Genomic DNA, 22,858 nt, shown 5'->3' on the forward strand with positions numbered 1-22,858 from the left:
TTCAATCAGATGTTTTTAATAAGGCTTATTTTTGATTTCTCAAAGTAGAGAAAACATCGCCCGTAGGTTCTTTGGGAAGAGTTTGCTGCCATCCTTTGATACTCGTAATAAGTTCTTTTACGACTTCTGGTTTCTGCTTTTTAAGGTCGGTACTTTCCATGGGATCGGCGACGATGTCATAGAGTTCAAAATGAGTGAGGTCGTGATTCGCAAGAAGTTTCCATTTTTTATTCATGGTCGCATAAGTTACCCAGTGAAAACCACCAATTTTATCAGAGTTTACTTTGACGGGCATTTTCCAGAAGAGTGGTTTAGTACGTTCAGTATTGCGATCTTGGCCTAAGAGGGCTTTAACTTGTACGACACCATCAGGCTTGTAGCCAGCAGGGTATTCTGCACCAGCGAGTGCGCAGAAAGTAGGGAGTAAATCAACAGCGGAAATAGGTGAGACTTTATTGATTTTTCCGGAAGCAATTTTCTTGGGCCAGCGAGCAATGAAAGGAACACAGATGCCACCCTCAAAAACAGTGGCTTTGTAACCTTTACGACCACCAGTGATGCCTTTGGCTCCATTGAGACCCCAACCGGCGCCTGTAGCCGTATCGTATTTTAATTCGAGTGTCCCTGGTTTAGACGCACGTGCAGGGCCATTGTCAGAACTAAAGATAACAAGAGTATTATCAGTGACTTTTAGGCGATCAAGAGCATCAAGGACTTCGCCAATTCTATCATCGGCATGTGAGAGTACGGAAGCATAGATATTATCATCTTCAGGAAGGTCGCGGAAGCGCCATTGGTATTTAGGTTGAGTATGAAAAGGAGTGTGAGGCTCATGAATCCAAAGATTGACGAAGAAGGGTTTGTCTTCGGCAACACTTTTCTCGATGAATTTTATACAGTGCATGGAATCTTCGTGATAGGGCATTTGCTCACCAGCACAGTTAAAAGCACCATATTCGTCGTAACCATACTCACTTGGGAGGGGCGAATCGGGAATCATATTATTAGCCAAATGCCATTTGCCGAAGTGAGCCGTGCGGTAACCAGCTTTTTGAAGCATGCGTTGAAGCATCGGTGATTTAGGCGAAAGCCAGTCAGGCATTCCGCGCTTGGCATTGCTTGGCACCCAAGCAAAGTGACCATCGATACTAAAACGTGCAGGGAATTGACCAGTGACAACCGCGGTACGACTGGGTGAGCAGACACCACTAGCGACTGTAAAGCGGTAGAAGTCAGTACCTTCTGCGGCAAGTCGATCAATATTAGGTGTTTTTATGTAGGGGTGACCATGGCAACTGAGGTCTTCCCAGCCCCAGTCATCACTAAAGATAAAGAGTATATTGGGTTTTTCAGCTGCACTTAAGATTTGTACAGAGACTAAGGATAATAACAAAAAAGATATTTCATTTAAAGGTCCTATTATTTGAAGTTGCTGATATAAACAAGAATGTTTGACAATCGCAACAAATTTTTACTTTCAAAGGGGATTTTTTAATTAGACAGGGGAAATTGATGGCTGTTACAAAATAAACTGAGCTTTGCCACGCTGAGCTTAGCTTATGGAATTACTGAGCTAGTCATCATCTATATAAGTGTGTTTTTTTTGATATCGTAACACTGCCTCAAGATAAATTATCAAAAATAATAATTTATTTATCGCCAGCATCCCAGTAGGTTCCTGCAGTATCATTACCAGAACCACTGACATCAACGATAGTACCACCAGCTGTAATTAAAGTACTAAAAGATCTCATCGACACGGCATGACCGTCTGCCATTAAATAATTTGTTTTGCTCTCATGGGGCTCTTCGCCGCCGTAGCTTAAGCTGGTATAAAAGGAGTTTTGTTGAAAATAAGCCATGGTTCCGTCGCCACTAGCTCCCATAATGCCATTGCCGCCCCCACCTGAATAGGCAATGACTCTGGTGGGATTTACTATTTCACTAATTATACTGGAGTCTATTAGGTCGCCAGACACGCCTCTAAAGCCTTTCTGGCCAGCATTGCCTCTAATATTTATTTGATAGCTACGCTGAGGCTCTGTTGAAAAGGGAGTCGAGGGACAGACGTACATTTGGGCACTCTTTCCGATTTCCGCTTCGGTGAATCCATTGACTGTTTTCTCTGCCCAACTTAGAGTTTCACGGCTATCATAACCCGCCAAAGAGTCGTCATAAGTCACACGAATAGTTGGGCTACGCCAAGGGAATTTCCCTTCATTATCATCTGTATATAGATAAGTAGAGATACCTAATTGTTTCATATTATTGATACAAGCAGCTCGCTTGGCGTTTTTTCTCGCTCTACCTAGAGAAGGCAAAAGTAAGCTGGCGAGAATACCAATGATGGCAATCACCACGAGCAGTTCTATGAGGGTGAATCTGTACTTGATTTTAAATTTGGAAAGTGTCTGTGAAGGCTTAGTGAGTTTCATGAATGAATCCTGCTTTGCTTGAGTTCTTTCAATCTTATACAAGACGCAGTCTCGGGGCGTTACAAATGCATAAAAGTTTTATTAAGCTTGGGTCTGAGAGCCATGCAGTGCTTAGTCTAGCGACTTGCGTCCCAAATCGTGGTTCTGATATCGCTTGTGGCTGCCATCGTTCCATCTGATTTTACAAGTGTACTATGAAAGCCTTTAGCTTCAATATGACCATCGACCATTAAATAATTCGTTTTACTTTGGTGGTATTCCTCACCACCATAAACATTATTGGTATACAAATCACGATTTTGAATATGAGCCCATACGACATCTCCTCCAGTTCGTCCCATAGTGTAATTTGCACTATTATCGCCAGTTTCAGTGTAAGCTATAGAGGATGAAGTCTCTCCAATATCGTTTATTTTCCTCAGCAAATCGGGATCATGACTGCTTACGCCTAATCTTGAATTATTCCAATTGAAACTAATCGCATAGGAGCGCTTGGGTTCTACAGTAAATGGGCTTGAAGGGCATGTGTATCCCTCGCTGCCAGCCGCTTCTAGCTCACTTAAACCATTCTGTTTCATTAATTCATAAGTTAATGAATCACGACCATCATAGCCGGCTAAGTAGTCATCATAAGAAATCCTAAACGCGCCTGAATTGACTCTGCCTGGAAAATATCCTAAATTGTCGTCTGTATACATTAAGCTGCTGTAGGCAATCTGCTTGAGGTTATTGACACACGATACTGCCTTTGTTTTTTTTCTGGCTTTACCTAAAGTAGGTAAAAGTAAGCTAGCGAGAATACCAATGATGGCAATAACCACAAGAAGTTCGATGAGGGTGAATTTTTTCTTCGTTTTAAGGTCGAAAAGTGTGTGTGGGGACTTAATGAGTTTCATGGGTATATCCTGCTTTAATTATCGTCTATATAAAATTAGACAAGGCGCAGGGTGGCTTGTTACAAATTCATGAAAGTTTTTTATATTGGTCCCCGAATGGAAGTTTGAAGACATGGATTGATTAAGTCCTTCAGACAAGTTTTATATCGTCTTATCTTATTGTTAATTTGAGACTTAAAAAAAAAACACGCCCCGCAAAGTGTGTGCGACTAAAGAAGATATTAGTAGATGCGGGACGTGATTAGAGTGATGAATTTTTTCACGATTAAGCATAATAAAGGGATTGATGCTTCGCATAAGAGAGGGACGCTGTCCCCCTCTAGCTCCCCCAGCAAGGAAATGCCTTTCCTTGACCAGGCGACTAAAGGGCTTTGCCCCTCTTAATGGGTAATCGTGAAGTTTTTACCCTAGTCCAGTTCAATCTCTGCAATGGGAATCGGGGCTTCTGAAACACTTTTTCGGCTATAAGCGAGTAGGGCTAAACCCACACTCATCATGAAGCCTCCACAGCCAAACAAAGCCCAGCGAGCTGACATACTATTCGGTATAAATAGAAGAATCAGAACGAAAGCACCATAGACGCAGGAAAGCCATCCGAGAACTTTTGCCTGATCCTTGTCATTGGCATGACCAATTTCTTTTTCGAAGTCAACTTCCTTGTTCATTTGCGTAAAGAAAGCCTCGACATTGGCTTTTTGATCTGCTGCATTTGTGAAAGAGATAAAAAATAAGCTAGAAACCAGTAAGTAGGCGAGTCGAGTTTTAATCATGATTAATGTCCTTTATGAGTTGATTTCTGACGCTTTTTAACGCTGAATTCAGCGATCATCCCGGTGTCATTTTGTTGTAACATCCAGTCCTGAACTTGTGTTTTTAAATTATTTTTGATCGAGTCGAGTTTTGGATTGTTGGCTAAATTGTTTAGTTCCCACGGGTCATTAGCGAGATCATAAAGTTCTTCCGCAGGACGTTTAAGAATGAGTTTGTGACGCTTGGCCCAAAAATCATTAGTCTCACCGAGCTTAGCCCAGTTTGTCATCCAACCACCGCCATAGGCTTGGAAACTTTGATTATGAGTCATGATATTACTTGAAATGCCCTCCGGATTTAGATTTTGGATATACTTGTATCGTTTATCGCGAACTGATCGGCTAGGGAAGGGTAAACCAGATATGATACCTTGGTTCGTGTGACCGTGATTCATGTGCGCACAATTTTATTGCCATAGCAACCGACATCGAAAGTACTGAGGTCGTCAGCTAGAAAGATGAGGATGTTTGGTTTTGTAGAAGCAAAAGAGAAATGACTTAGGAGAGTTAATGTAATAACAATTGGTCATTGAGTAGATCCTTTTAATTCAATGGAAGGACTTTGAAGAACGCGATAGTAAGCAGCTTTTGCTTGATGGTTTCGATCAAAAAGCAAGGGATGATTTTTACGATCGGAAATGGGCCATTCATTTTTCCAGGAGAACTGATCGTTGAGTCCCCAGAAGTTTACGCGATCAATTTTATCTGAATGCTTCAAGAAGATCCTGAAAATGTTAGCGTAGCGTGCAGCGAGTTCCTCCTGTTTAGCTTTAGGGAATTCTTTGCGGTAGGGATCCATACTCTGTTTGTAGCTATGGTTTTCGGTGATTTCAGCGCCGCCGCTAAAAGATTTTAGCATGGGTAATACATCGATATCTAATTCAGAGATATCAATTTTGAGACCTCTCGAGGAGATTTGGTTGATCAAGTTCTCGATAGATTTATCGGAGGGGTAGTCGAGTGCCCAATGAGCTTGGACTCCGATGGCATCGATGCGAATTCCTGCAGCTAAAAGCTGATCAACCATAGATACGATGCCCGTAAGTTTTTTCTTGTTGAAGACATTGAAGTCGTTATAGATGAGCTTTGTTGAACTGGGAAAAACTTCCTCTGCCATTTGAAAAGCCTGTAGGATCCAGTCGTCACCAAGGATTTTTTTCCAAGGTGTGTTTTTCACGGAGCCATCTTCATCGATAGCCTCATTAACTACATCCCATGATTGGATTTTATTGCCATAACGTTGGTGTAATGTGGTGATATGAAAACGCATGCGTTTGAGTAATTCATCTTTACTTACGACATGCCCTTGATCATCTTTGAACAGCCAATCAGGGGTCTGATTATGCCAAAACAAGACATGTCCCACGACTTGCATGTTATTTTTGTAAGCAAAGTTCACGAGGGCATCGGCGAGTTTAAAATTATACACGCCTTTTTGTGGGTTAAGGGCCTCCCACTTCATGGCATTTTCGGCAACGAGGCTATTGAATTCTTTTTTTATAAGAGCTTCAAATTTTTCTGGGTGTTGAATAAGTTGTTCTTGGATATTTATGGCACTTCCTATACGAAATTTATCTTTATAAACTTCTTTTAGGGAACTTGCACTTAAATAAAAACTTAAATTTAAAAGTAATAGAATACGTACATACATTTTAATAATCTCCTCTCCAATAATTATTGCCATAAGCTTGATACTTGGCAAAAGCACTAGCTTCTCTTTGCCATGAAACGTGGCCATCGATAAATAAGCTATTGCTACCATTATCATGTCGAATACGATCAAATTTATAAAAACTATTTAAATTAGTACTTGATAATTCACTGGATTTTCCCAAATCAGTCGCACGTGCATCGGCATTTAAGGGCGTAAGAGAAGGCTTGGCAATGTTGTTTGGATTAGGGTAGGTGATATAGCGTTCCTTCCAATTTAAGGTACCATCATCAGCAAGAAAGAGGTTCATCCCATAGCCATAAACATTATGTGTATTAGCTCCGCCAGTCATCTGATTAATATCAGCATTATTACAATGCAAAATATTGGTGAGGGCGAGTGAGTTCGTATTATAGTTTTCATAACCCCAATCTGCTTGGCCTAGATAAGAACCTAAGGGGGACCACCAACGAGCAGCACCATTGTAACTACCACCGAAAGAACTTTTCCTATCCCAAGGTGCGGGATAACTTCCCCAGTCATCATTATACATTGAAAAGATAATTGCTTGTTGTTTTAGATTGGATTGACAGACTGCCGTCATGCCTTTTTGGCGCGCTTTCCCTAGGCTGGGGAGTAAAAGAGATGCTAAGATCCCAATGATTGCGACAACAACTAAAAGTTCTATAAGGGTGAATGGCTTTTGAGTATGGTTAATAGATTTCATGATTTAAGCTCTTTAGATGAAAGTTCAGTAATAATTTTTTTGTAGAGTGGGCCATCTAGTTTATAGAATAAAAGTACGATGAAACAGAGGCTTGAGTAAATGGCAGGGACAATATTAAATAGCCATCGTATCGTTTTATCTGCACTCGCGGTGAGTACTGTATTGGCTTCATAACCACTTAGGAACATAGCGTAAGCCGCCACGCTACCTGCTAAAGCCATTGCAGATTTTTGCATAAAGGAGAAAAAGGCAAAGGGAATACCTTCTGAACGTTGACCGGTTTTCCAATGGCCATATTCAACTGTGTCAGGTAACATGCCCCACTGAGCAATCGAGCAAAACATCATAGCAAATGAACTTATTCCCGAAACGGCAAAAATAAGTGTGAGTTGATCATCTGGAATGAAGTGACGTGATAAAGAGAATATAGCGACTCCAAGACTGGCCCACATAAAGGTTTTGAGTTTGCCAAAACGTTTGGTGATAAAGGGGGTGACAAATGCACCTAACATATTGGCCGGAAGCATCACCATAAAGAAAGTTGATTGTAGATCGGCGTTACCCAAAACATATTTAAAGTAATAGAGAGCCACTGCGTTGCCTGTAACCCAAACTGCGGTATTAAGTAACATAGCACCAGCCAAAACGAGTAATGCATCATTTTTGATGATGATGGGTATAATGTCCTTGAGATGATACTTTTCAGCGGGAACTTCGACGCGTTCTTTAGAGAAGAAGAATGAAGTCCACAAGAGGATAACCGAACTCGCCCCCAGTACACAAGCTGCGACAAAGAAACCTTGTTGTTCAGTGGCAAAGAGATTGACGAAAGGTTTGACGCCAACGCCAATGATTCCGAGGGCAACTACCACAGCAAAAAACATTCGATAAGTTGAAATGACTGCACGCTCTTGTTGATCCTGGGTCATTACAGCACTTATGGATGAATAGGGCAATGAGACGAGAGTAAAGCAGACACCGTGGATGATATAGGTGACATAGGCGTAAATAACTTTGCCAGTATCGGAGAGTTCGGGGGTATAAAAACAGGCGAGTAGAATAAGATTGAGTGGAATCGCACCAAAAAGTAGATAAGGCCTAAAGCGACCCCAAGGAGATTTTGTGTGATCAGCAATGAAGCCCATTATGGGGTCATTGACTGCATCCCAGATTCGAGCTACTAAAAAGAGACCTGCCACATGAGCAGCGGAGATGCCGAAGACATCAGTATAAAAATAAGCAAGATAAAAGCCAATAAGTTGGAAATTGAGGTTAATTCCCAAATCTCCTAGGCTATATCGAAATATATCTTTTTGTTTTAAAGCTAGCATATACAGTTCCTAATTAGAGGAGATTAATAGTTGGTAGAGTCGAATCCTATTTTTTTTAGTGAAACTAGAATTTTTATTGATTGCATCAGACTCTTTTAGAACAGGATATAGCTAACAACCCTTGCTTATATGATTATATAGCTCGCCAAAAAGATCATCAATTATAACAAATGGTATACTTATTAATAAAAACGAAATATCATGACTATTTGGGATATCTTTGTTAAGTCATGTTTTTGACTTAAAGCGCTCGTAGTCTTGTTTGAGTGGATGATGATCTTCGCGACTATTAATGAGAGTTGAAACCCATTCGGCAAGTCGACGACCGAGGCGGTGGCATGATTTTTGTACACGTTCTTCATTAGGTGAGCTAGCCGAGATACTACCGTAGTGAGGTGAAAATTGTTGATCGACGTAGTCGGTGACGCCAAAAGTGAGGAAGCCATAATTCATCAAAATAGTCATTAAGGTCATGCAAGTAAGTTCAGCACCTCCGCCCCAAGCGCCAGAAGAACTGAAAGCACAGCCAATTTTTCCATCTAGAGTACCCCAACCTGAGGGAGGGAGTTCATCCCACCAACACTTCATCTTGCCGGAAATAGTGCCGTAGTTGGTTGGCGAACCAAGTGCGATGCCATCGCACCATTTGAGGTCATCGAAACTAGCTTCATCAGTAGATAGCACACGAACTGTCATTCCTTCGAGTTCGGAAGCGCCAGCGGCAATTGTATCCGCCATGATTTTTGTGTTACCGCCACGAGAGTGGTAAAGTACGAGTATATTGCTCATCTTATAGTACCTATTATTAATTTATATATACTATAATAACTGGGATAAAGTGTTTAATCTATTGCGAAAATTGAATACTAATTCATATAAATGAAACATAATGTTTAGAGCTAGCTGTAGATATCTTAGTACTTAGCCGAACAAAGATTGATAGTTTTTCGAATTTTAGTTTAGATTTTAGGAATTTTTAAACGTTTATAAGTACCCGGAGTTATGCCTGTTTCTCGTTTGAAAAATAGATGGAGTGCTTGAATCGAGTAAAAGCCCGTTTGACGGGATATTTCCTCACTGCTCATCTTACTGTGGATGAGTAGGTGTTTAACTCGTCGCAGTCGTAACTGACGAATAATCTGTCCGGGTGACATATGGAAATGGGCTCGAAAAGAGCGTTGTAGACCTTGTACAGACATATCCATTTTTTGAGCAAGGCTTGATGCATTGATAGTTACATCATCGTAAATGATAGCTAGAGCACGGTTCACTACAGGATTGGAGGAAGCGATGATGTCAGTACTTGCTCGGGTGATAGTATTGAGCGGCTCATGTTGGATCAATAATGGAGAGGCCGACTGAGGCTGGTTGATTAATACCTCCAAGGCCTCGGCGGCTCTGACACCGAGTCCGTGTTGATCGGTATCAATACTACTAAGGGAAATATGTGAGGCGGTAGAAATAAGTGGATCGTTATCTGCACCTAAAATAGCTACTTCTGAGGGGATCTTGTAAGCCATTGATTCGAGCAAAGCTAACCATTGTGCCGCCCAGCTATCTTCAAAGGCAAAAAGTGCAGCGGGAAATTGTAGCTGGGGAAGTTTCTTTTTCCACCAATCGGAGGAGTGATTGAAGAGGTGTTCATCGTAGATGTTTGGCGAGTTTAAGACTTGGCATTCGTAGCCGGCTTTTTTGAGTGTATTTTTAAAAGATTTACTACGTTCTTCAAACATAGGAAGGCCACATTCGAAAGGGACGTAAAAATTTGTAAATCCTCGTTCTAAAAAATGATTAGCAGCCATTTTTCCGATCATTTCATTATTGGTCACCACACGAGGTACCTGCAATCCGTGTTTTTCTAAACCCAAGTCAATGACCGGGATTTTGTGCTCCTTAAAAAAATCTGAAGTTTCTTTGTGACCGATCATAGTGATCGCACCATCACCACGCCAGCAAGTTGGGATACCTTGCTGATTTTGAGTTTTGTGCAAACAAAATAAGTCCCAGCCATACTTCTGCGCCACTTTAGCGACTCCTTGATGAACTCTGTTGTCATACCAATCCAGTGCGAGTAAAATTTTTTTTGTATTGACCTGTGTATTACTGTCCATTGAAGCGCCCCGATGTTTCATTTATAAGTAAGCTATAGCCTTATGATATCATTTGCGAATCACTATTACCATTTTAATCATCATCGTAAGCCTTATTATAAATAAATCTTGAGATGGGATGAGCAGCTATAGACTTATATTAAGTGTTTCATTTTTATTAAATTTTTGATCATTTATATATATTGTGTGGTTTGCTGATAGGGCTTAGCTTTAGAGCAATAAGAAAAATGATGATGAACGAGATTGCCTATTATAGACCAAAACACAGCCCTTAGTAAAATGCTATAGCGTACTCTAACTGACATATGGTGAGGTCTTGAAGATTCTAAAGGTGCAGGGGCATTGAAATCGCAATTACTCAAATATTCACACAGCTCATTAATAGAGCTTAGTTAAAGAGTCTTAAGAGGCGTTGAGAAGAAAAAAAAGGAATTAAATCATGAATGATCTAGTCTATGAAAATGACTTAAATATACAAAAGAGTGATGCAGAGCTGGTGACTGAAAAGGATCTTATCAGAGCCTCCACACTGAATCCAAAGTCAGCACCTTTAGTGGAGCATATGTATACAGCAGACCCCTCGGCACATGTCTTTAATGATAAGATTTATATTTACCCCTCACATGATGTTGAAACAAATCAAGCCCTCAATGATGATGGTGATCATTTTGATATGAAGGATTATCATGTTTTTTCACTTGAGAAGCCCTTTGGTAAAGCGATTGATCATGGTGTGGCTCTCGATGTGAAAGATGTGAAATGGGCCGACCGTCAGATGTGGGCCCCAGACGCAGCGGAGAAGAATGGTAAATACTATCTCTATTTTCCCGCGAGGCGTCATGATGGTATATTTTCGATTGGAGTTGCTATCGGAGATCTTCCCGAAGGTCCATTTATACCTGAGGAGAATCATATCGAGGGTGCTTACAGTATTGACCCCGCGGTACTTCAGGATGATGATGCTAGTTATTACATGTACTTTGGCGGCTTATGGGGCGGCCAATTACAGCAGTGGCGTAATAATGCTCCTGGAGAGGATATTTATCCTGCAGATGATGAGCCTGCACTCAATCCACGTGTTGCCAAATTAGCAGGCGATATGATCAGTCTTGACGAAGAAGTTAAGGAAATAGTCATTCTCGATCAGGAAGGTAAGCCCTTATTGGCGGGAGATACCGATCGCCGTTACTTTGAAGGTCCGTGGGTGCACAAACACAAGGGTAAATATTATTTTTCTTACTCTACGGGAGAAACTCATAAAATTGTCTATGCTACAGGTGATTCACCTTATGGCCCCTTTACTTATCAAGGGGTGATTTTAGAGCCAGTATTGGGCTGGACGACACATCATTCAATCGCTCAATTTGAAGACAAGTGGTATCTCTTTTATCACGACTGCATGCTTTCAGGGGGGCAGACCCACCTGCGTAACATTAAAATGACTGAACTTCTTCATGATGAAGATGGCTCAATCACAACAATAAATCCTTACTATAATAGTTAATTAAAGACTGATTGAAATTAGAGCTTTTATTTAATAATCATTTCGATTTAGGGTAAGAAGCTCTAATGCTATCATATTCTAGACTTAGGAAATCTCAATGAATAACAATACTTGGCAATTCAATGAAGTGAGTATGCCTCCTCGAAATTAAAGACTTCTCTGCACAATAGCCCGAACGGGTCAAAGAACTTAAACAAATATATAAATACTGGAGTCTTAAATGATAAACAATAGTCTAAAAATATTTAGCTTGATCAGCCTCTTGGCAGTGAGCCTTATGGCAAATGAGGGCCCTCAACAAGCCAACGGAATTAAAATTGGTGAAGTCACCGCTCATTCGGTCATTATCTGGACACGCTTGACTGATGGTCACGCAAAATTCACCACAACTGAAGCTGAGGATCGAGTCCGGAAACAGCAGCTCACACCGCCCAAAGTTGCTCCTGGTCATACAGGACAGGTTCGAATTACCCTAACTGAGCAAGAACAACAGTTCTTTCAGAGTCAGTGGAAAGACGTAAATGCTCAGAGTGATTTCACTTACCAAGTTATGATTGATGATCTGACACCTCGATCTACTTACCAAGTTCGGGTTGATGCTCGCTATTATTGTTCTGAGACTATTAGCTCGACTAGTAAAGGCAGCTTTACCACAGCTCCTACTCCAAACGATATCGTGACTGCCGAAGTCGCCATTGTGACTTGCCAAGCTATTCGCTCAGCCGAGGATACACGTGTCGGCCATTCGGTTTATAAGCAGATGCTTGAATTGGAACGCCCCCTCGACTTCTTCATTCATACGGGTGATATCCTCTATTACGACAAGGGTTACCTCGCCAAGAATGTTCGTGATGCACGTCGCAAATGGAATCATACCTTCGCTTTGCCACTCAACCGTGATTTCAGTGCCCAAGTCCCCTCCTTTTTTATGAAGGATGATCATGACACTGTGACCAATGATTCCGACCCAAGTTCGGTTCACGGCGACCTCACCTTCAAACAAGGCATTGAGATTTTTACTGAGCAGGTTCCCATGGGAGACTTGACTTATCGCCGTATACGCTGGGGCAAGGATTTGGAACTTTGGTTAACCGAGAACCGTGATTATCGCTCGGTGAATAAGATGAAGGATGGCCCCAACAAAACCATCCTTGGCGCAAAGCAAAAAAAATGGCTCAAAGATACCATCGCGGCTTCTGATGCGACTTTTAAATTTATTGTGACTCCAGGCCCCATCATCGGTCCAGATAAACCAGGTAAAAATGATAATCACGCCAACGCGGGTTTCTTTACCGAGGGCGAAGAATTACGCCAATTTATTGCCACGCAAAACAACCTCTACATCATCTGCGGTGATCGTCATTGGCAATACGCTTCCAAGCACCCCAAATTGGGGATACGCGAATTTGGCTGTGGGCCGATCAATGGTCAACACATGTTTGGTGGTGCGCCCAAGAAAGATCCAAAAATGCACGAGTTCTTCAATGCTCGAGGTGGATTTTTAACCGTAAAAGTAGAACGTAAAGGCGAAACGCCTCAAGCCATCTTGCGTTGGCATGACGCCGATGAAAAAGACCCAAAAACTGGCAAGCAGCGTATCAATCACGAAATCATTCTCGACCTTCAATAATACGCGATAAAATCTCGCTTATATCACTTTAATAATAAAGTGATATAAGTTCTAAAGCAGATCATACAAGATAAATGAGACTCCCCGGGGCGATTTTGTTACTTCATGAACGTCCGTGGACGCTGGAGGCCTTGCCAGAAATAATAAAATTCTACAGAGAGGCCGGTTATGAGTTCAAAACGGTCTCAGGGCTTATCTCGATGCAGGGTGAGGCTCTTTGATATTTACAAAGTAACATTTTTTAAGTTATGCTTTTCTTAAGCGCTCGTATTATTCAATGCCGTATAGGCGGTGAATTCACTTTTGTTTTTATAGAGCATATGCTCTTTCAAAAGATAAAGATATAAAATAGGATTGTAAAAATATGAAGATTTCAACAAAGACAGTGGTCTATAGCTTGCTATTAATAATGCTAACTCAATGGGCCTTTGCTGCAGATACGTCAAAAAAAATGAATGTTTTGTTCATTCCAGTCGATGATTTTAAACCACTCATTAACAGCTTCGGTGAAAAATATATTCATACTCCTAACCTCGATCGTTTAGCGGCACGCGGTGTAAGCTTTAATAATGCCCATTGTCAGTATGCAATTTGCGGATCCTCACGTGTGAGCGTCATGAGTGGACTCTATATTGATTCGGCGCGGGTATTTCACTTCTCTCCCAAAATGCGTGTAGCTAATCCAGACGTATTAACTCTACCTCAGCATTTTAAAAATAATGGCTATATTACGACGGGTATTGGTAAGACATTTGATAGTCGAACGGTGGATGAAAAAAGAGATGAACTCTCTTGGTCGGTTCCTTATAGGGAGTATGTCATGCCCTACAAAAAATATGGGCATCAAAAAGGTGGTTATCGAAATAGTGATAGGACAAAGAAAATAGCTGAACTCGAAGAAAAGTATAAAAATAACAAAGATGAGCTCAATAAAGCCTTGGCTACACAAAGCTTACGTCCCTTGACGGAAAAGGAAGATTACCCGGATATTGCTTATTCAGATGGTCAGAAAACTATTGTAGCGATGCGCATGCTCGCAGAGTTTTCTCGTCAGGATAAACCCTTCTTCTATTCAGTGGGCTTTCAAAAGCCGCACTTGCCTTTTGTAGCGCCTAAAAAGTATTGGGATATGTATTCTCGTGAGGATATACAATTAGCTTATCAAGATAAAGGGCAGGGCATTCCCAAACATGCTTTTGGAGGTATGGAAGAATTACACGCATATTCGCTAAAAGAAAAACTACCATTTTCCGATGACTATCAACGTGAAATCCTTCATGGTTATTTTGCCTGTGTTTCTTTTATAGATGCTCAGGTCGGACTGATTCTTGATAAGTTAGATCAACTAAAGTTGACCGAGAGTACCATCATATGTCTTTGGGGAGATCACGGTTTTCACCTGGGTGACCATGGTCTTTGGTGTAAACATTCTAACTTTGAACAAGCGGTGCGCTCGCCACTGATTATTGCAGCTCCCCATATAAAAGAAGCGGGGGGAAGTTCAAATGCACCCGTAGGCTTAATTGATATGTATCCCACATTATGTGATTTAGCGGGTATCGAAAAACCCAAGCATCTACAGGGGAAAAGTCTGGTTCCGATACTCAATGATATAAATGCCACAGTTAAGCCTATAGAGATGGCTCAGTATCCACGACAAATTAACGGCAAGCATGTCATGGGCTATACCGCACGTTCCAAGCGTTATCGCTATACTTTATGGAAAGCTCTAGATCACAAGAAATCTGAAATGGACGGGCCTGTCGTAGATGAGGAACTTTATGATTACGAAAAAGATCCCGAGGAAAAAATAAATTTTGTAAAGAACCCTGAGTATAAGCAAATTAAGGAAGAATTACGTCGTGAGCTCGAGGCGATGATTAAAGTAGGACAAAATCGTTTTAAATAAGGCCATTAATATTGTGTTATCTTCCATTCGCTTATAAACCAAGTCGCAGAGAGCTTCCCTCTCGTACGGGTCGCATCATGCCCTCTATTCTGGGTAATCGTGATTTAATAATAAGTGTTTTTATGAACATAAATAATATAACTCATTGAATTTAATTAGGTTACATCAACTTTTTATAAAGGTAATTAATAATCGTTTTTAAATTGGCTAAGAATTGAGGGTTTGAGGTGGCCGAAGGTGCATGACCGGGAAGCAGGCCAATGATTTCGCCACCCCATGGAGTGGGACAAGACCAAGCCTGAACGTAACGTTTCTTATCATAGTAAGTTTCCATGAGGTCAATTGTGGGTGCAGTTTGTTCTAAATTGATATAAATTTCATCCGTATCAAAATCCATGGGTAGGAGTTTCTTTGCGAGGGGATGAATGGCATTGCAAAGCGAAACGGAATAAGGTTCCACTGGATGAGTCGACTGTTCTGAGCCATCCGGGTCATCACGACGTACCCAGCGATGACCAACGATTTTTCTCCACCAATCCCATTCCCAGAAAGCGGCACTAGAACCGTGGTGTAGCAGCATGTTGCCACCCTTTCCTAAATAGGCTTTGAGGGCATCTTGTGAGGCTTGATCGGGGTGATCATTATTACAAGTACCCGCAATCATGTGGAGCATCAGTAATTGATACTTGCCTGAGTTTATATCTGCGAGCTTCGCAAAATCATCTTCGCTAAAATCGATGGCGTAATCATTTTCTATTTCGCCGTGAATATTTTTGCCACTGAAGGCATTATAGTGATTGTCTGCTAAAAATAAAATCATATTTTTCCTAGGCTAAATAAGCTAATTCTTCTAAGCTAACTTCACCAGAAAGCTCTTTGTTGTTTTGCCAATTCTTAACTTGTTCAATAACAAAATCAGCCATGCGTACGTACTCATCATTAATGGAGCCCGCAAGATGGGAACTCATATGTACATTGGGGAGATCAAATAATTCCGAATTGGGAGAGGAGGGCTCAGGGTGAGTGACATCGAGCAAAGCACAGAGGTCAGGGCGTTCTTTCATGACTCGAATAAGATCATCTTCATTGACTTGAGCTCCGCGACCGGTGTTGATAAAGGTCGCACCATAACGCATTTGGCTCAGTAAATCATAGTTGATGACGCCAATATTATCGTCACGATCAGGGAGGTGATTACTAATGATGTAGGCTTGTTCAAAAGCTTCTTCCATAGTCACTTTTGAGATACTATTCTCTTGGCAGTAGCTAGCGCTCAAGGAACGCGATACGGCTAACTTATCGAAGTGAAAGGGACTTAAAAGTTCCATGGTGTGTTTCGTGATTTTACCGACGCTGATGAAGGCGATCTTTTCGCCATAGGCACCTTTACCTTTGTAAGCACCGCCAAAATGATCGTTATTGCGCATCCTCTTGGTATCGAGAACATTTTGAAAAAAGCCTTTTGAGGCCAAAAGAATTTGCGCTAAACAAAATTCGGCCACGGGGATGCTATTAGATTCGGCGGCACAAAAAACCCGTACGCCCGCTTCAAGAAAAGGCTGAGCAAAGGATTTGGTACTGCCAGCAGCATGCATGAGCAATTTTAGATTGGGTAATTTGGCCACTTGCTCAGCAGTACAGGCGGGCATGCCCCAGGTAGTAAAAATCACTTCTACTTCTTTGAGCAGTTCAGCATTCTCTGCAAAGTTCTCTGAGGTGATGATTTGAGGAAAGAGTTCGAATTCTTTTTCAATGATTTCTTTTCTTCCATTGGCATAAACATCGAAAAGACGATTTCCATTATTAAAAAAAGCAGCTTTCATTTTTATCTCCTTTTAGCAGCCGATAAGTTCGGCTGTTTCGCTTAAGAGTGATGCAGCATTGAGGTCAGCTACAATGGTGATATTACTATGAGCCTGAAGGATTGACGCGGGAAAATTTTCCGTGATCTGCCCTTCGACTAATTGCTGTAAAGCTTTAGCTTTATGTTCACCTGTGACCAGCATGATGATCTCTTTGGCATTGATGATCGATTTTATCCCCATAGAAATTGCGGTGTCAGGCTGAAATTCACCAGCTTGAAAGAAGCGTTTATTATCTCGAAGGGTTTGATTACTCAGTTTCACTTTACGTGTTGTTGAATCAAAAGAACTTCCCGGTTCGTTAAAAGCGATATGGCCATTTGTTCCGAGGCCGAGCAGTTGAATATCAATGCCAGCATTAACTTCTATGGCTTCATCATAATTAATTTCTTCACAAGGGAAGAAACAATTTAAAGGAAGTATATCGACATGATCAAAAAGGTGTTTTTTCATGAATGAGCGGTAACTCTGGGCATGGAGAGCATGAATCCCGAGGTATTCATCGAGATTAAAAGTTTTGATATGTCGAAAACTAATCTGGCTAAAATGAAAAGCTTTTACTAAAAAATTATAGACGATGACGGGGGTGCCACCAGTAGCAAGGCCTAGATTTGCCTTAGGATTAGATTGTAGATGCTTAATGAAAATTTCAGCACAGGCTTTTTCAGCACTGGACTTATTATCGCAGATATGAAGTTTCACGCGTATCTCCTTGAATTCAAAAATTGATTATTAGGGAGATACCAATGAAAAGAGCTCAATGTGACACTTACTTAGGCTAGGAAGCGATAAAGTTCCCTTTTTTATAGAAGGAGTTATTAAAATGAAATAAAGCTTGGCATAGATTTGGAGTCAGTGGCAAGCTAGTGCTCGGTGTACACATGGACGGTTTGCACCACGGGCGGATAAAAAGCATTTGCCCATACGGCAGTATCTTGGTGGGAGTGTGAGGGACTCGTCCCTCATTTAGTCAAACTTGGGGCGGAGCCCCAGTATAAATACCTCCGGTGGCCGAGGAGCCCTCGGGGCCAGACTAAAAAAGGTGGCAGCAGCTCCCCGCTGGAGTGAGGCGAATTCCTCAGCCCTTTGTGTTTTGTTTGCCGCCTTGGGCCTCTGTCCTAATGGATGGGAACTTAAGCACATGCCGAAGGTATGTAGTATGGTAGCCACCAGATTTATCCGGTGGGTATTGTTAAAAAAATGATATTCATGCCGAAGGTATGAAGGAAACGCTCTGCAGCGTACCTTCGGCACGCACGATGCTGTTATTCAAATACCACGGACTTACGTCCATGGCTACATTCCTAAGCTCTTCGAGCTCAAATATCCCTTAAGTTTCCACCCATTAGGCTCCGCCCCCACCCCCGTTTAAGGTACTGCCGTATGGGCCAATAATTTTTATCCGCCTGTGTGGCAATAGCCCTTAAAAACTCCTATACTCGGAGCTTCGCTCCAGCGCTTAAGCTTCATCAGTTCACAGGTCTGATTAAGCACGGATTTAATCTTGTAATCTCTTAAGTTCCCTATCATTACGGGTTACGCTTGCCATCACGGGCGGATGAATTAGGAGTAGCCATTATTTGAATCGATGCCAAGCTGGTGCTCGGCGTACCCAGGGGGTGGTTTGCAACGTGGGCGGATAAAAGACGGGCTTGTTTCTCTTAAGTTAGGATATCCTTGATGACATGACCATGAACATCGGTGAGCCTGAAATCACGACCCTGATATTTGTAAGTGAGTTTCTCATGATCAATTCCCAGCAAGTGGAGGATGGTCGCATTGCGATCGTGGACATGCATGGTGCCAGGCGTCCATTTGGCATCTTTACTGGGCTGAGGAGTGAGGGTGTTACCATCTTTGTCCGTTATATTATAGCCATAATCATCAGTACGACCATAAGTGATGCCTGGCTTGATGCCACCACCCGCCATCCAAGTTGTGAAACAACGAGGATGGTGATCACGACCATAGTTTTCTTTTGTTAGGGGTCCTTGGCAATAAGCGGTACGACCAAATTCACCGCCCCAGACCACGAGGGTATCATCGAGCATGCCGCGTTGCTTGAGATCCGTAATGAGGCCATAGCAGGCTTGATCAATATCCCGGCATTGATCTTCGTGTTCTTTGGGTAGGTTTCTATGAGCATCCCAACCACGATGGAAAATTTGAATATTGCGCACGCCTCGCTCAGCCAAGCGACGAGCATTCAAACAAGAGGCCGCAAAGGTTCCAGGGATGCGAGCATCTTCGCCGTAGAGTTCATAGGAGCTTTTGGGTTCTTTAGATATATCCATCAATTCTGGAACGGCCATTTGCATTCTATAGGCCATTTCATGCTGACGAATACGAGCGAGGACTTCAGGGTCACCAAAGGAATCATAATGTTGCTGATTAATGGCCGCTAAGGCATCTAATTGGTTGCGACGATTAGCTCGACTGACGCCTTTGGGATTATTGAGGTAGAGCACCGCATCTTTTTGATTGCGCAATAAGACGCCCTGGTGATCAGAGGGCATGAAGCCACTGCCCCAAAGTCGACCGAAAAGGCTTTGTTCCGCATGCTTGCTTTTCGCGTGCATGACAACATAACCAGGGAGATCTTTGTTGTCACTACCGAGTCCATAGCTCAACCAGGCCCCCAGGCTAGGGCGACCGGGCACCTGACTGCCGGTTTGAATGTAGGTAATCGCGGGATCATGATTGATCGCTTCAGTGAAAGTACTATTGATGATACACATTTCTTTAACAGCTTTTGCCGTGTGGGGCAATAAGGAACTGACGTGCACACCATCTTCATTATTGGCGTATCGTTTGAATTCGTATTTACTGGGGCAGACGGGAAAACTCTTCTGCCCTGCAGTCATACCTGTAACACGTTGGCCATCACGAATTTCTGCGGGCAATTCCTTGCCTAGCATATCTTTCATTTTTGGTTTGTAGTCCCAGGTATCATGATGGCTTGGGCCACCGCTCATAAAAAGGTAGATGACTCGTTTGGCTTTTGCTTTGTGGTGAATGCCACCATTGAAATCAGGGTTTGCGGGTGCAGCCTGTAAATCGGGGCCCAGTAAACTCGCCATTGCCGCGGTGCCTAGGCCTAAGCTAGCCTGACCAAAAAGTTGACGTCGGGTCATCATGAGTTCATGTTCACGCATTGGATTTAGATCAAACATTATATTTTCCTTTTCATAAGCGCTTTAATAAAGTAATAGGGCCAAATCAGAGGCCATAAGCATGGCAGAAACTTGGGTCCAAGCGGCGTGGTCGATGATATCTAGTTGTTGCTGACGAGGTTTATCACCAGTGGAGAGCAATTGTTTGGCATCATCTGGTGAGTCGCTAAATTTTGTTTTCATTTGAGCTAAGAGTTTTAGGCAGATTTGAGTTTCCGCGGTAGAAGGGCTGCGACTCGTAATTCGTTTGAAAATCATCTCTAATCGAGATTGATCATCGTTTGCTTCTTTTAAAAGAGCTTCGGCAAGCATGCGCGACATTTCAATACGTTGCGTTTCGTTAAGTAGAGCCAAAGACTGTAAGGGGGTATTGGTACGGGAACGGTTGACGCAGCTGACTTCGCGACTCGGCGCATCGAATAAATTCATCATGGGGTGAGGGCTTGTTCTCTTCCAATAAACGTAGAGGCTACGGCGATAGAGTTTACTGCCCTCATCCTTTTTGTAGTCTTTGGTATCACTTGAGGGGTGAGCAATAGATTCCCACATACCAGCAGGTTGATAGGGTTTGACGCCTTCGCCACCCATGTGTGGGTCCAATAAACCACTCGTCCACAAGCCCATATCTCGCAGGACTTCTGCATCTAAGCGGAAAGAGGGGCCACGGGCATAGAGTTTGTTTTCTGGGTCTGTTAGATCTTTGCGCCATTGCGAAGACTGCATAAAAGTCTGACTCAAAACCATCATTTTCAAAGTCTTTTTTAAATCCCATTTATTTTCTTGTAGGCTGACTGCTAACCAATCGAGTAATTCAGGGTGCGTGGGTTGCTCTCCTTGCAGTCCAAATTCTTCGGAGGTGCGTACGAGTCCGGTTCCAAAGACTCGTTGCCAAATGCGGTTGACGAGAACACGTGAAACAGTGGGGTGATTGGGGGAAGTCAACCATTGAGCCAAACCCAGGCGATTCTTGGGTGCGCCTTTTGGCATTTCGCCCATGACGGATATTACGTCCGGTTCAAGCGCTTCACCAATAGGCCTGTTGTATTCACCTCGTTCGAGTACAAAAGTATCGCGTTTGGGTCCTTCCTGGGCAATGAGGGTATTGGTGAAACGATATTCAATTTTAGCTAAGGGAGTTTTGGGTATGAGTTTGCTTACGGATGATAATTGAAAACGTTTTGGATTGATTGAAGCGGAATTTGAAATGAGTTCAAAACGAAGTTTAGCACCTTTAAGGCTATTGAGCGTTTCTGATAGAACCAATGTGATAGCGTGCTTAAAAGCTTTTTTAGTTTGGATCTCCCAACCTTTGGCCATTTTATCTTTAATAATATCTTCAATGCTAAATCCTCTTCTTGTGGAATTAGCAGAGGCGTGTTCAAGTTTTAAATCTTTAATTTTGCCATCAGGTGAAATGTATTTGACTTTAAACTGCTTTAAACGAAAATCACCCGATTTGTCTAGCTTAAGACCTTTGTCTGACATGCTTTTATCGTTTAAAATATCTAAACGGAAGCCATCGATACTGCCCTGAAAGAGCTCAGTCTCCAGTATATAAAGAGAGATGTTTTCATTTTTTGGTGTTTTACTTGGGGCGACCTCTTGCGTCAAAAGCGCGTTAAAAATGGGTGGTTCCACTATTTTTCCCTGCGCCTTTAGTTTTTTCCATTGCTTCCAGTCGTGAATATTTGAAGGTGCTTTAATCACTGGGGCATAATCGTATTTATTGGCGTCGACAGATTTTTCTGCCGTATTATTGAAAAAAGCCATGAGCTGATAGTACTCATCATGGATAATGGGGTCGTATTTGTGGGTGTGGCAACGTACGCAAAGTAAACTTGAACCCAGTAGGACAGTGCCCAGGTTTTCGACTCGGTCAAAATTATTCTTGACTTGGAACTCTTCTTCTAGGGCACCGCCTTCACCAGTGGTGGGGTTCATTCTCACAAAACCCGTGGCCACTTTCTGCTCTAAAGTGGGATTGGGGAGTAGATCTCCGGCAAGCTGCCAGGTGATAAAATCATCGAGCGGTAGATTGTCGTTCATGGCCATAATAACCCAATCGCGGTAGGGGTAAATCGCACGCTTATTATCAAGGTGTAATCCATGGGTATCGCCATAGCGAATCGCATCTAGCCAATAACGCGCCTGATGCTCTCCGTATGAAGGACGAGCAAGTAATTGATCAATGAACTTTTCATAAGCTTGCGGGTTTTTGTCTTCTAAAAAAGTTTTGAGCTCTACTCGCTCAGGGGGGAGACCCGTAAGTACCAAAGATGCTCGACGAGCTAAAGTAGCTTTATCGCTTGCGGGAGCAAAGTCGATTTTCTTTTCGGCAAAACCCGCTTTGATGAACTCATCAATACTCCCGTGCTTAGTGCTCTTTACTGGGGGTACATAAGCCCAGTGCTTTTCGTATTTTCCACCGGACTTAATCCATGCGGTGAGTAAATCTTTTTCTTGCTTACTGAGTTTATTGCCTTTCTTAAGAGGCGGCATGGGGTCTTCATCATCATTTAATCGGTAAATAATTTCACTCTCATCAAGGTCCTTGGGATTAATGGCGTGATAATCACCTAGGTCTTTGCTCGCATGTTCAAAAGAATCCAAGCGCAGTTCCTTTTTCTTGGCATCGGGTCCGTGGCAGGCAAAGCATTTGTCTGACAAAATAGGTAAAATTTCTCTTGCAAAATCAGGTTTTTTTGCGTAGCTAGGGAGATATAAACAAGAGATTAAAAAAATTATAAGTAGATGCTTGTGCAACTTTCACTCCAAATTTTAAAGATTTTAATTTGTGTTCCTCGCTTCATAATTGAGAAG

Annotated in this window: 18 protein-coding genes; 3 read left to right on the plus strand and 15 right to left on the minus strand. The window is 42.2% G+C overall.

The features are described from left to right. Positions 1-25: 25 nt before the first annotated feature. The 10 genes from PQO03_RS16065 to PQO03_RS16110 all read right to left on the minus strand — a co-directional run bounded on the left by PQO03_RS16065 (position 26) and on the right by PQO03_RS16110 (position 9,960). Positions 26-1,402: a sulfatase family protein gene (locus PQO03_RS16065; protein ID WP_420792890.1), complete on the minus strand. Its 1,377-nt coding sequence runs from the start codon at positions 1,400-1,402 to the stop codon at positions 26-28. 247 nt (positions 1,403-1,649) lie between these two features. After that, positions 1,650-2,435 carry a type II secretion system protein gene (locus tag PQO03_RS16070; RefSeq protein ID WP_274154211.1) on the minus strand — a complete coding sequence of 262 codons (786 nt, stop codon included), beginning with the start codon at positions 2,433-2,435 and terminating at the stop codon, positions 1,650-1,652. Positions 2,436-2,551: 116 nt separating this feature from the next. Beyond that, positions 2,552-3,331 carry a type II secretion system protein gene (locus PQO03_RS16075; protein WP_274154212.1) on the minus strand — a complete coding sequence of 260 codons (780 nt, stop codon included), beginning with the start codon at positions 3,329-3,331 and terminating at the stop codon, positions 2,552-2,554. Between the two features lie 407 nt (positions 3,332-3,738). Beyond that, a complete protein-coding gene (locus PQO03_RS16080) occupies positions 3,739-4,101 on the minus strand; it encodes a hypothetical protein (protein ID WP_274154213.1) in 363 nt (120 codons plus the stop codon). Positions 4,102-4,103: 2 nt separating this feature from the next. Further along, on the minus strand, positions 4,104-4,535 hold the full coding sequence (locus tag PQO03_RS16085) for a hypothetical protein (RefSeq protein ID WP_274154214.1): 432 nt from the start codon (positions 4,533-4,535) through the stop codon (positions 4,104-4,106). 131 nt (positions 4,536-4,666) lie between these two features. Then, entirely contained in the window at positions 4,667-5,791 is a 1,125-nt protein-coding gene (locus tag PQO03_RS16090) for an endo-1,4-beta-xylanase (RefSeq protein ID WP_274154215.1), read from the minus strand. A 1-nt stretch (position 5,792) separates the two neighbouring features. Continuing rightward, positions 5,793-6,518: a type II secretion system protein gene (locus tag PQO03_RS16095; RefSeq protein ID WP_274154216.1), complete on the minus strand. Its 726-nt coding sequence runs from the start codon at positions 6,516-6,518 to the stop codon at positions 5,793-5,795. After that, positions 6,515-7,849 carry an MFS transporter gene (locus PQO03_RS16100; protein WP_274154217.1) on the minus strand — a complete coding sequence of 445 codons (1,335 nt, stop codon included), beginning with the start codon at positions 7,847-7,849 and terminating at the stop codon, positions 6,515-6,517. Before PQO03_RS16100 ends, PQO03_RS16095 begins: the two co-directional genes overlap by 4 nt. Positions 7,850-8,077: 228 nt before the next feature. Then, complete coding sequence (locus tag PQO03_RS16105) at positions 8,078-8,638, minus strand: flavodoxin family protein (protein ID WP_274154218.1); 561 nt, start codon at positions 8,636-8,638, stop codon at positions 8,078-8,080. 170 nt (positions 8,639-8,808) lie between these two features. After that, positions 8,809-9,960 carry a helix-turn-helix domain-containing protein gene (locus PQO03_RS16110; RefSeq protein WP_274154219.1) on the minus strand — a complete coding sequence of 384 codons (1,152 nt, stop codon included), beginning with the start codon at positions 9,958-9,960 and terminating at the stop codon, positions 8,809-8,811. Positions 9,961-10,399: 439 nt separating this feature from the next. On the opposite strand from PQO03_RS16110, the gene PQO03_RS16115 reads away from it, so the two are divergent. From PQO03_RS16115 to PQO03_RS16125, 3 genes are all read left to right on the plus strand, one after another. Continuing rightward, positions 10,400-11,464 carry a glycoside hydrolase family 43 protein gene (locus PQO03_RS16115; protein ID WP_274154220.1) on the plus strand — a complete coding sequence of 355 codons (1,065 nt, stop codon included), beginning with the start codon at positions 10,400-10,402 and terminating at the stop codon, positions 11,462-11,464. 220 nt (positions 11,465-11,684) lie between these two features. Continuing rightward, a complete protein-coding gene (locus PQO03_RS16120; RefSeq protein ID WP_274154221.1) occupies positions 11,685-13,094 on the plus strand; it encodes an alkaline phosphatase D family protein in 1,410 nt (469 codons plus the stop codon). Between the two features lie 364 nt (positions 13,095-13,458). After that, positions 13,459-15,003 carry a sulfatase gene (locus PQO03_RS16125; RefSeq protein WP_274154222.1) on the plus strand — a complete coding sequence of 515 codons (1,545 nt, stop codon included), beginning with the start codon at positions 13,459-13,461 and terminating at the stop codon, positions 15,001-15,003. A 160-nt stretch (positions 15,004-15,163) separates the two neighbouring features. Here the strand turns inward: PQO03_RS16125 and PQO03_RS16130 are convergent, their stop codons facing one another. From PQO03_RS16130 to PQO03_RS16150, 5 genes are all read right to left on the minus strand, one after another. Beyond that, positions 15,164-15,823, minus strand: coding sequence for a ThuA domain-containing protein (locus PQO03_RS16130; protein WP_274154223.1), 660 nt, complete (start codon positions 15,821-15,823; stop codon positions 15,164-15,166). 7 nt (positions 15,824-15,830) lie between these two features. After that, the gene (locus PQO03_RS16135; RefSeq protein WP_274154224.1) at positions 15,831-16,826 is read right to left on the minus strand and encodes a hydroxyacid dehydrogenase; all 996 of its coding nucleotides are present in this window, start codon (positions 16,824-16,826) and stop codon (positions 15,831-15,833) included. A gap of 12 nt (positions 16,827-16,838) precedes the next feature. Beyond that, complete coding sequence (gene nagB / locus PQO03_RS16140; RefSeq protein ID WP_274154225.1) at positions 16,839-17,567, minus strand: glucosamine-6-phosphate deaminase; 729 nt, start codon at positions 17,565-17,567, stop codon at positions 16,839-16,841. Positions 17,568-18,526: 959 nt separating this feature from the next. Further along, the gene (locus tag PQO03_RS16145) at positions 18,527-20,038 is read right to left on the minus strand and encodes a DUF1501 domain-containing protein (RefSeq protein WP_274154226.1); all 1,512 of its coding nucleotides are present in this window, start codon (positions 20,036-20,038) and stop codon (positions 18,527-18,529) included. Positions 20,039-20,062: 24 nt separating this feature from the next. Next, positions 20,063-22,801: a PSD1 and planctomycete cytochrome C domain-containing protein gene (locus PQO03_RS16150; RefSeq protein WP_274154227.1), complete on the minus strand. Its 2,739-nt coding sequence runs from the start codon at positions 22,799-22,801 to the stop codon at positions 20,063-20,065. Positions 22,802-22,858: the final 57 nt, after the last annotated feature.

It is taken from the genome of Lentisphaera profundi (assembly GCF_028728065.1).
In the GTDB taxonomy this organism is placed as follows: Bacteria; Verrucomicrobiota; Lentisphaeria; order Lentisphaerales; family Lentisphaeraceae; genus Lentisphaera; species Lentisphaera profundi.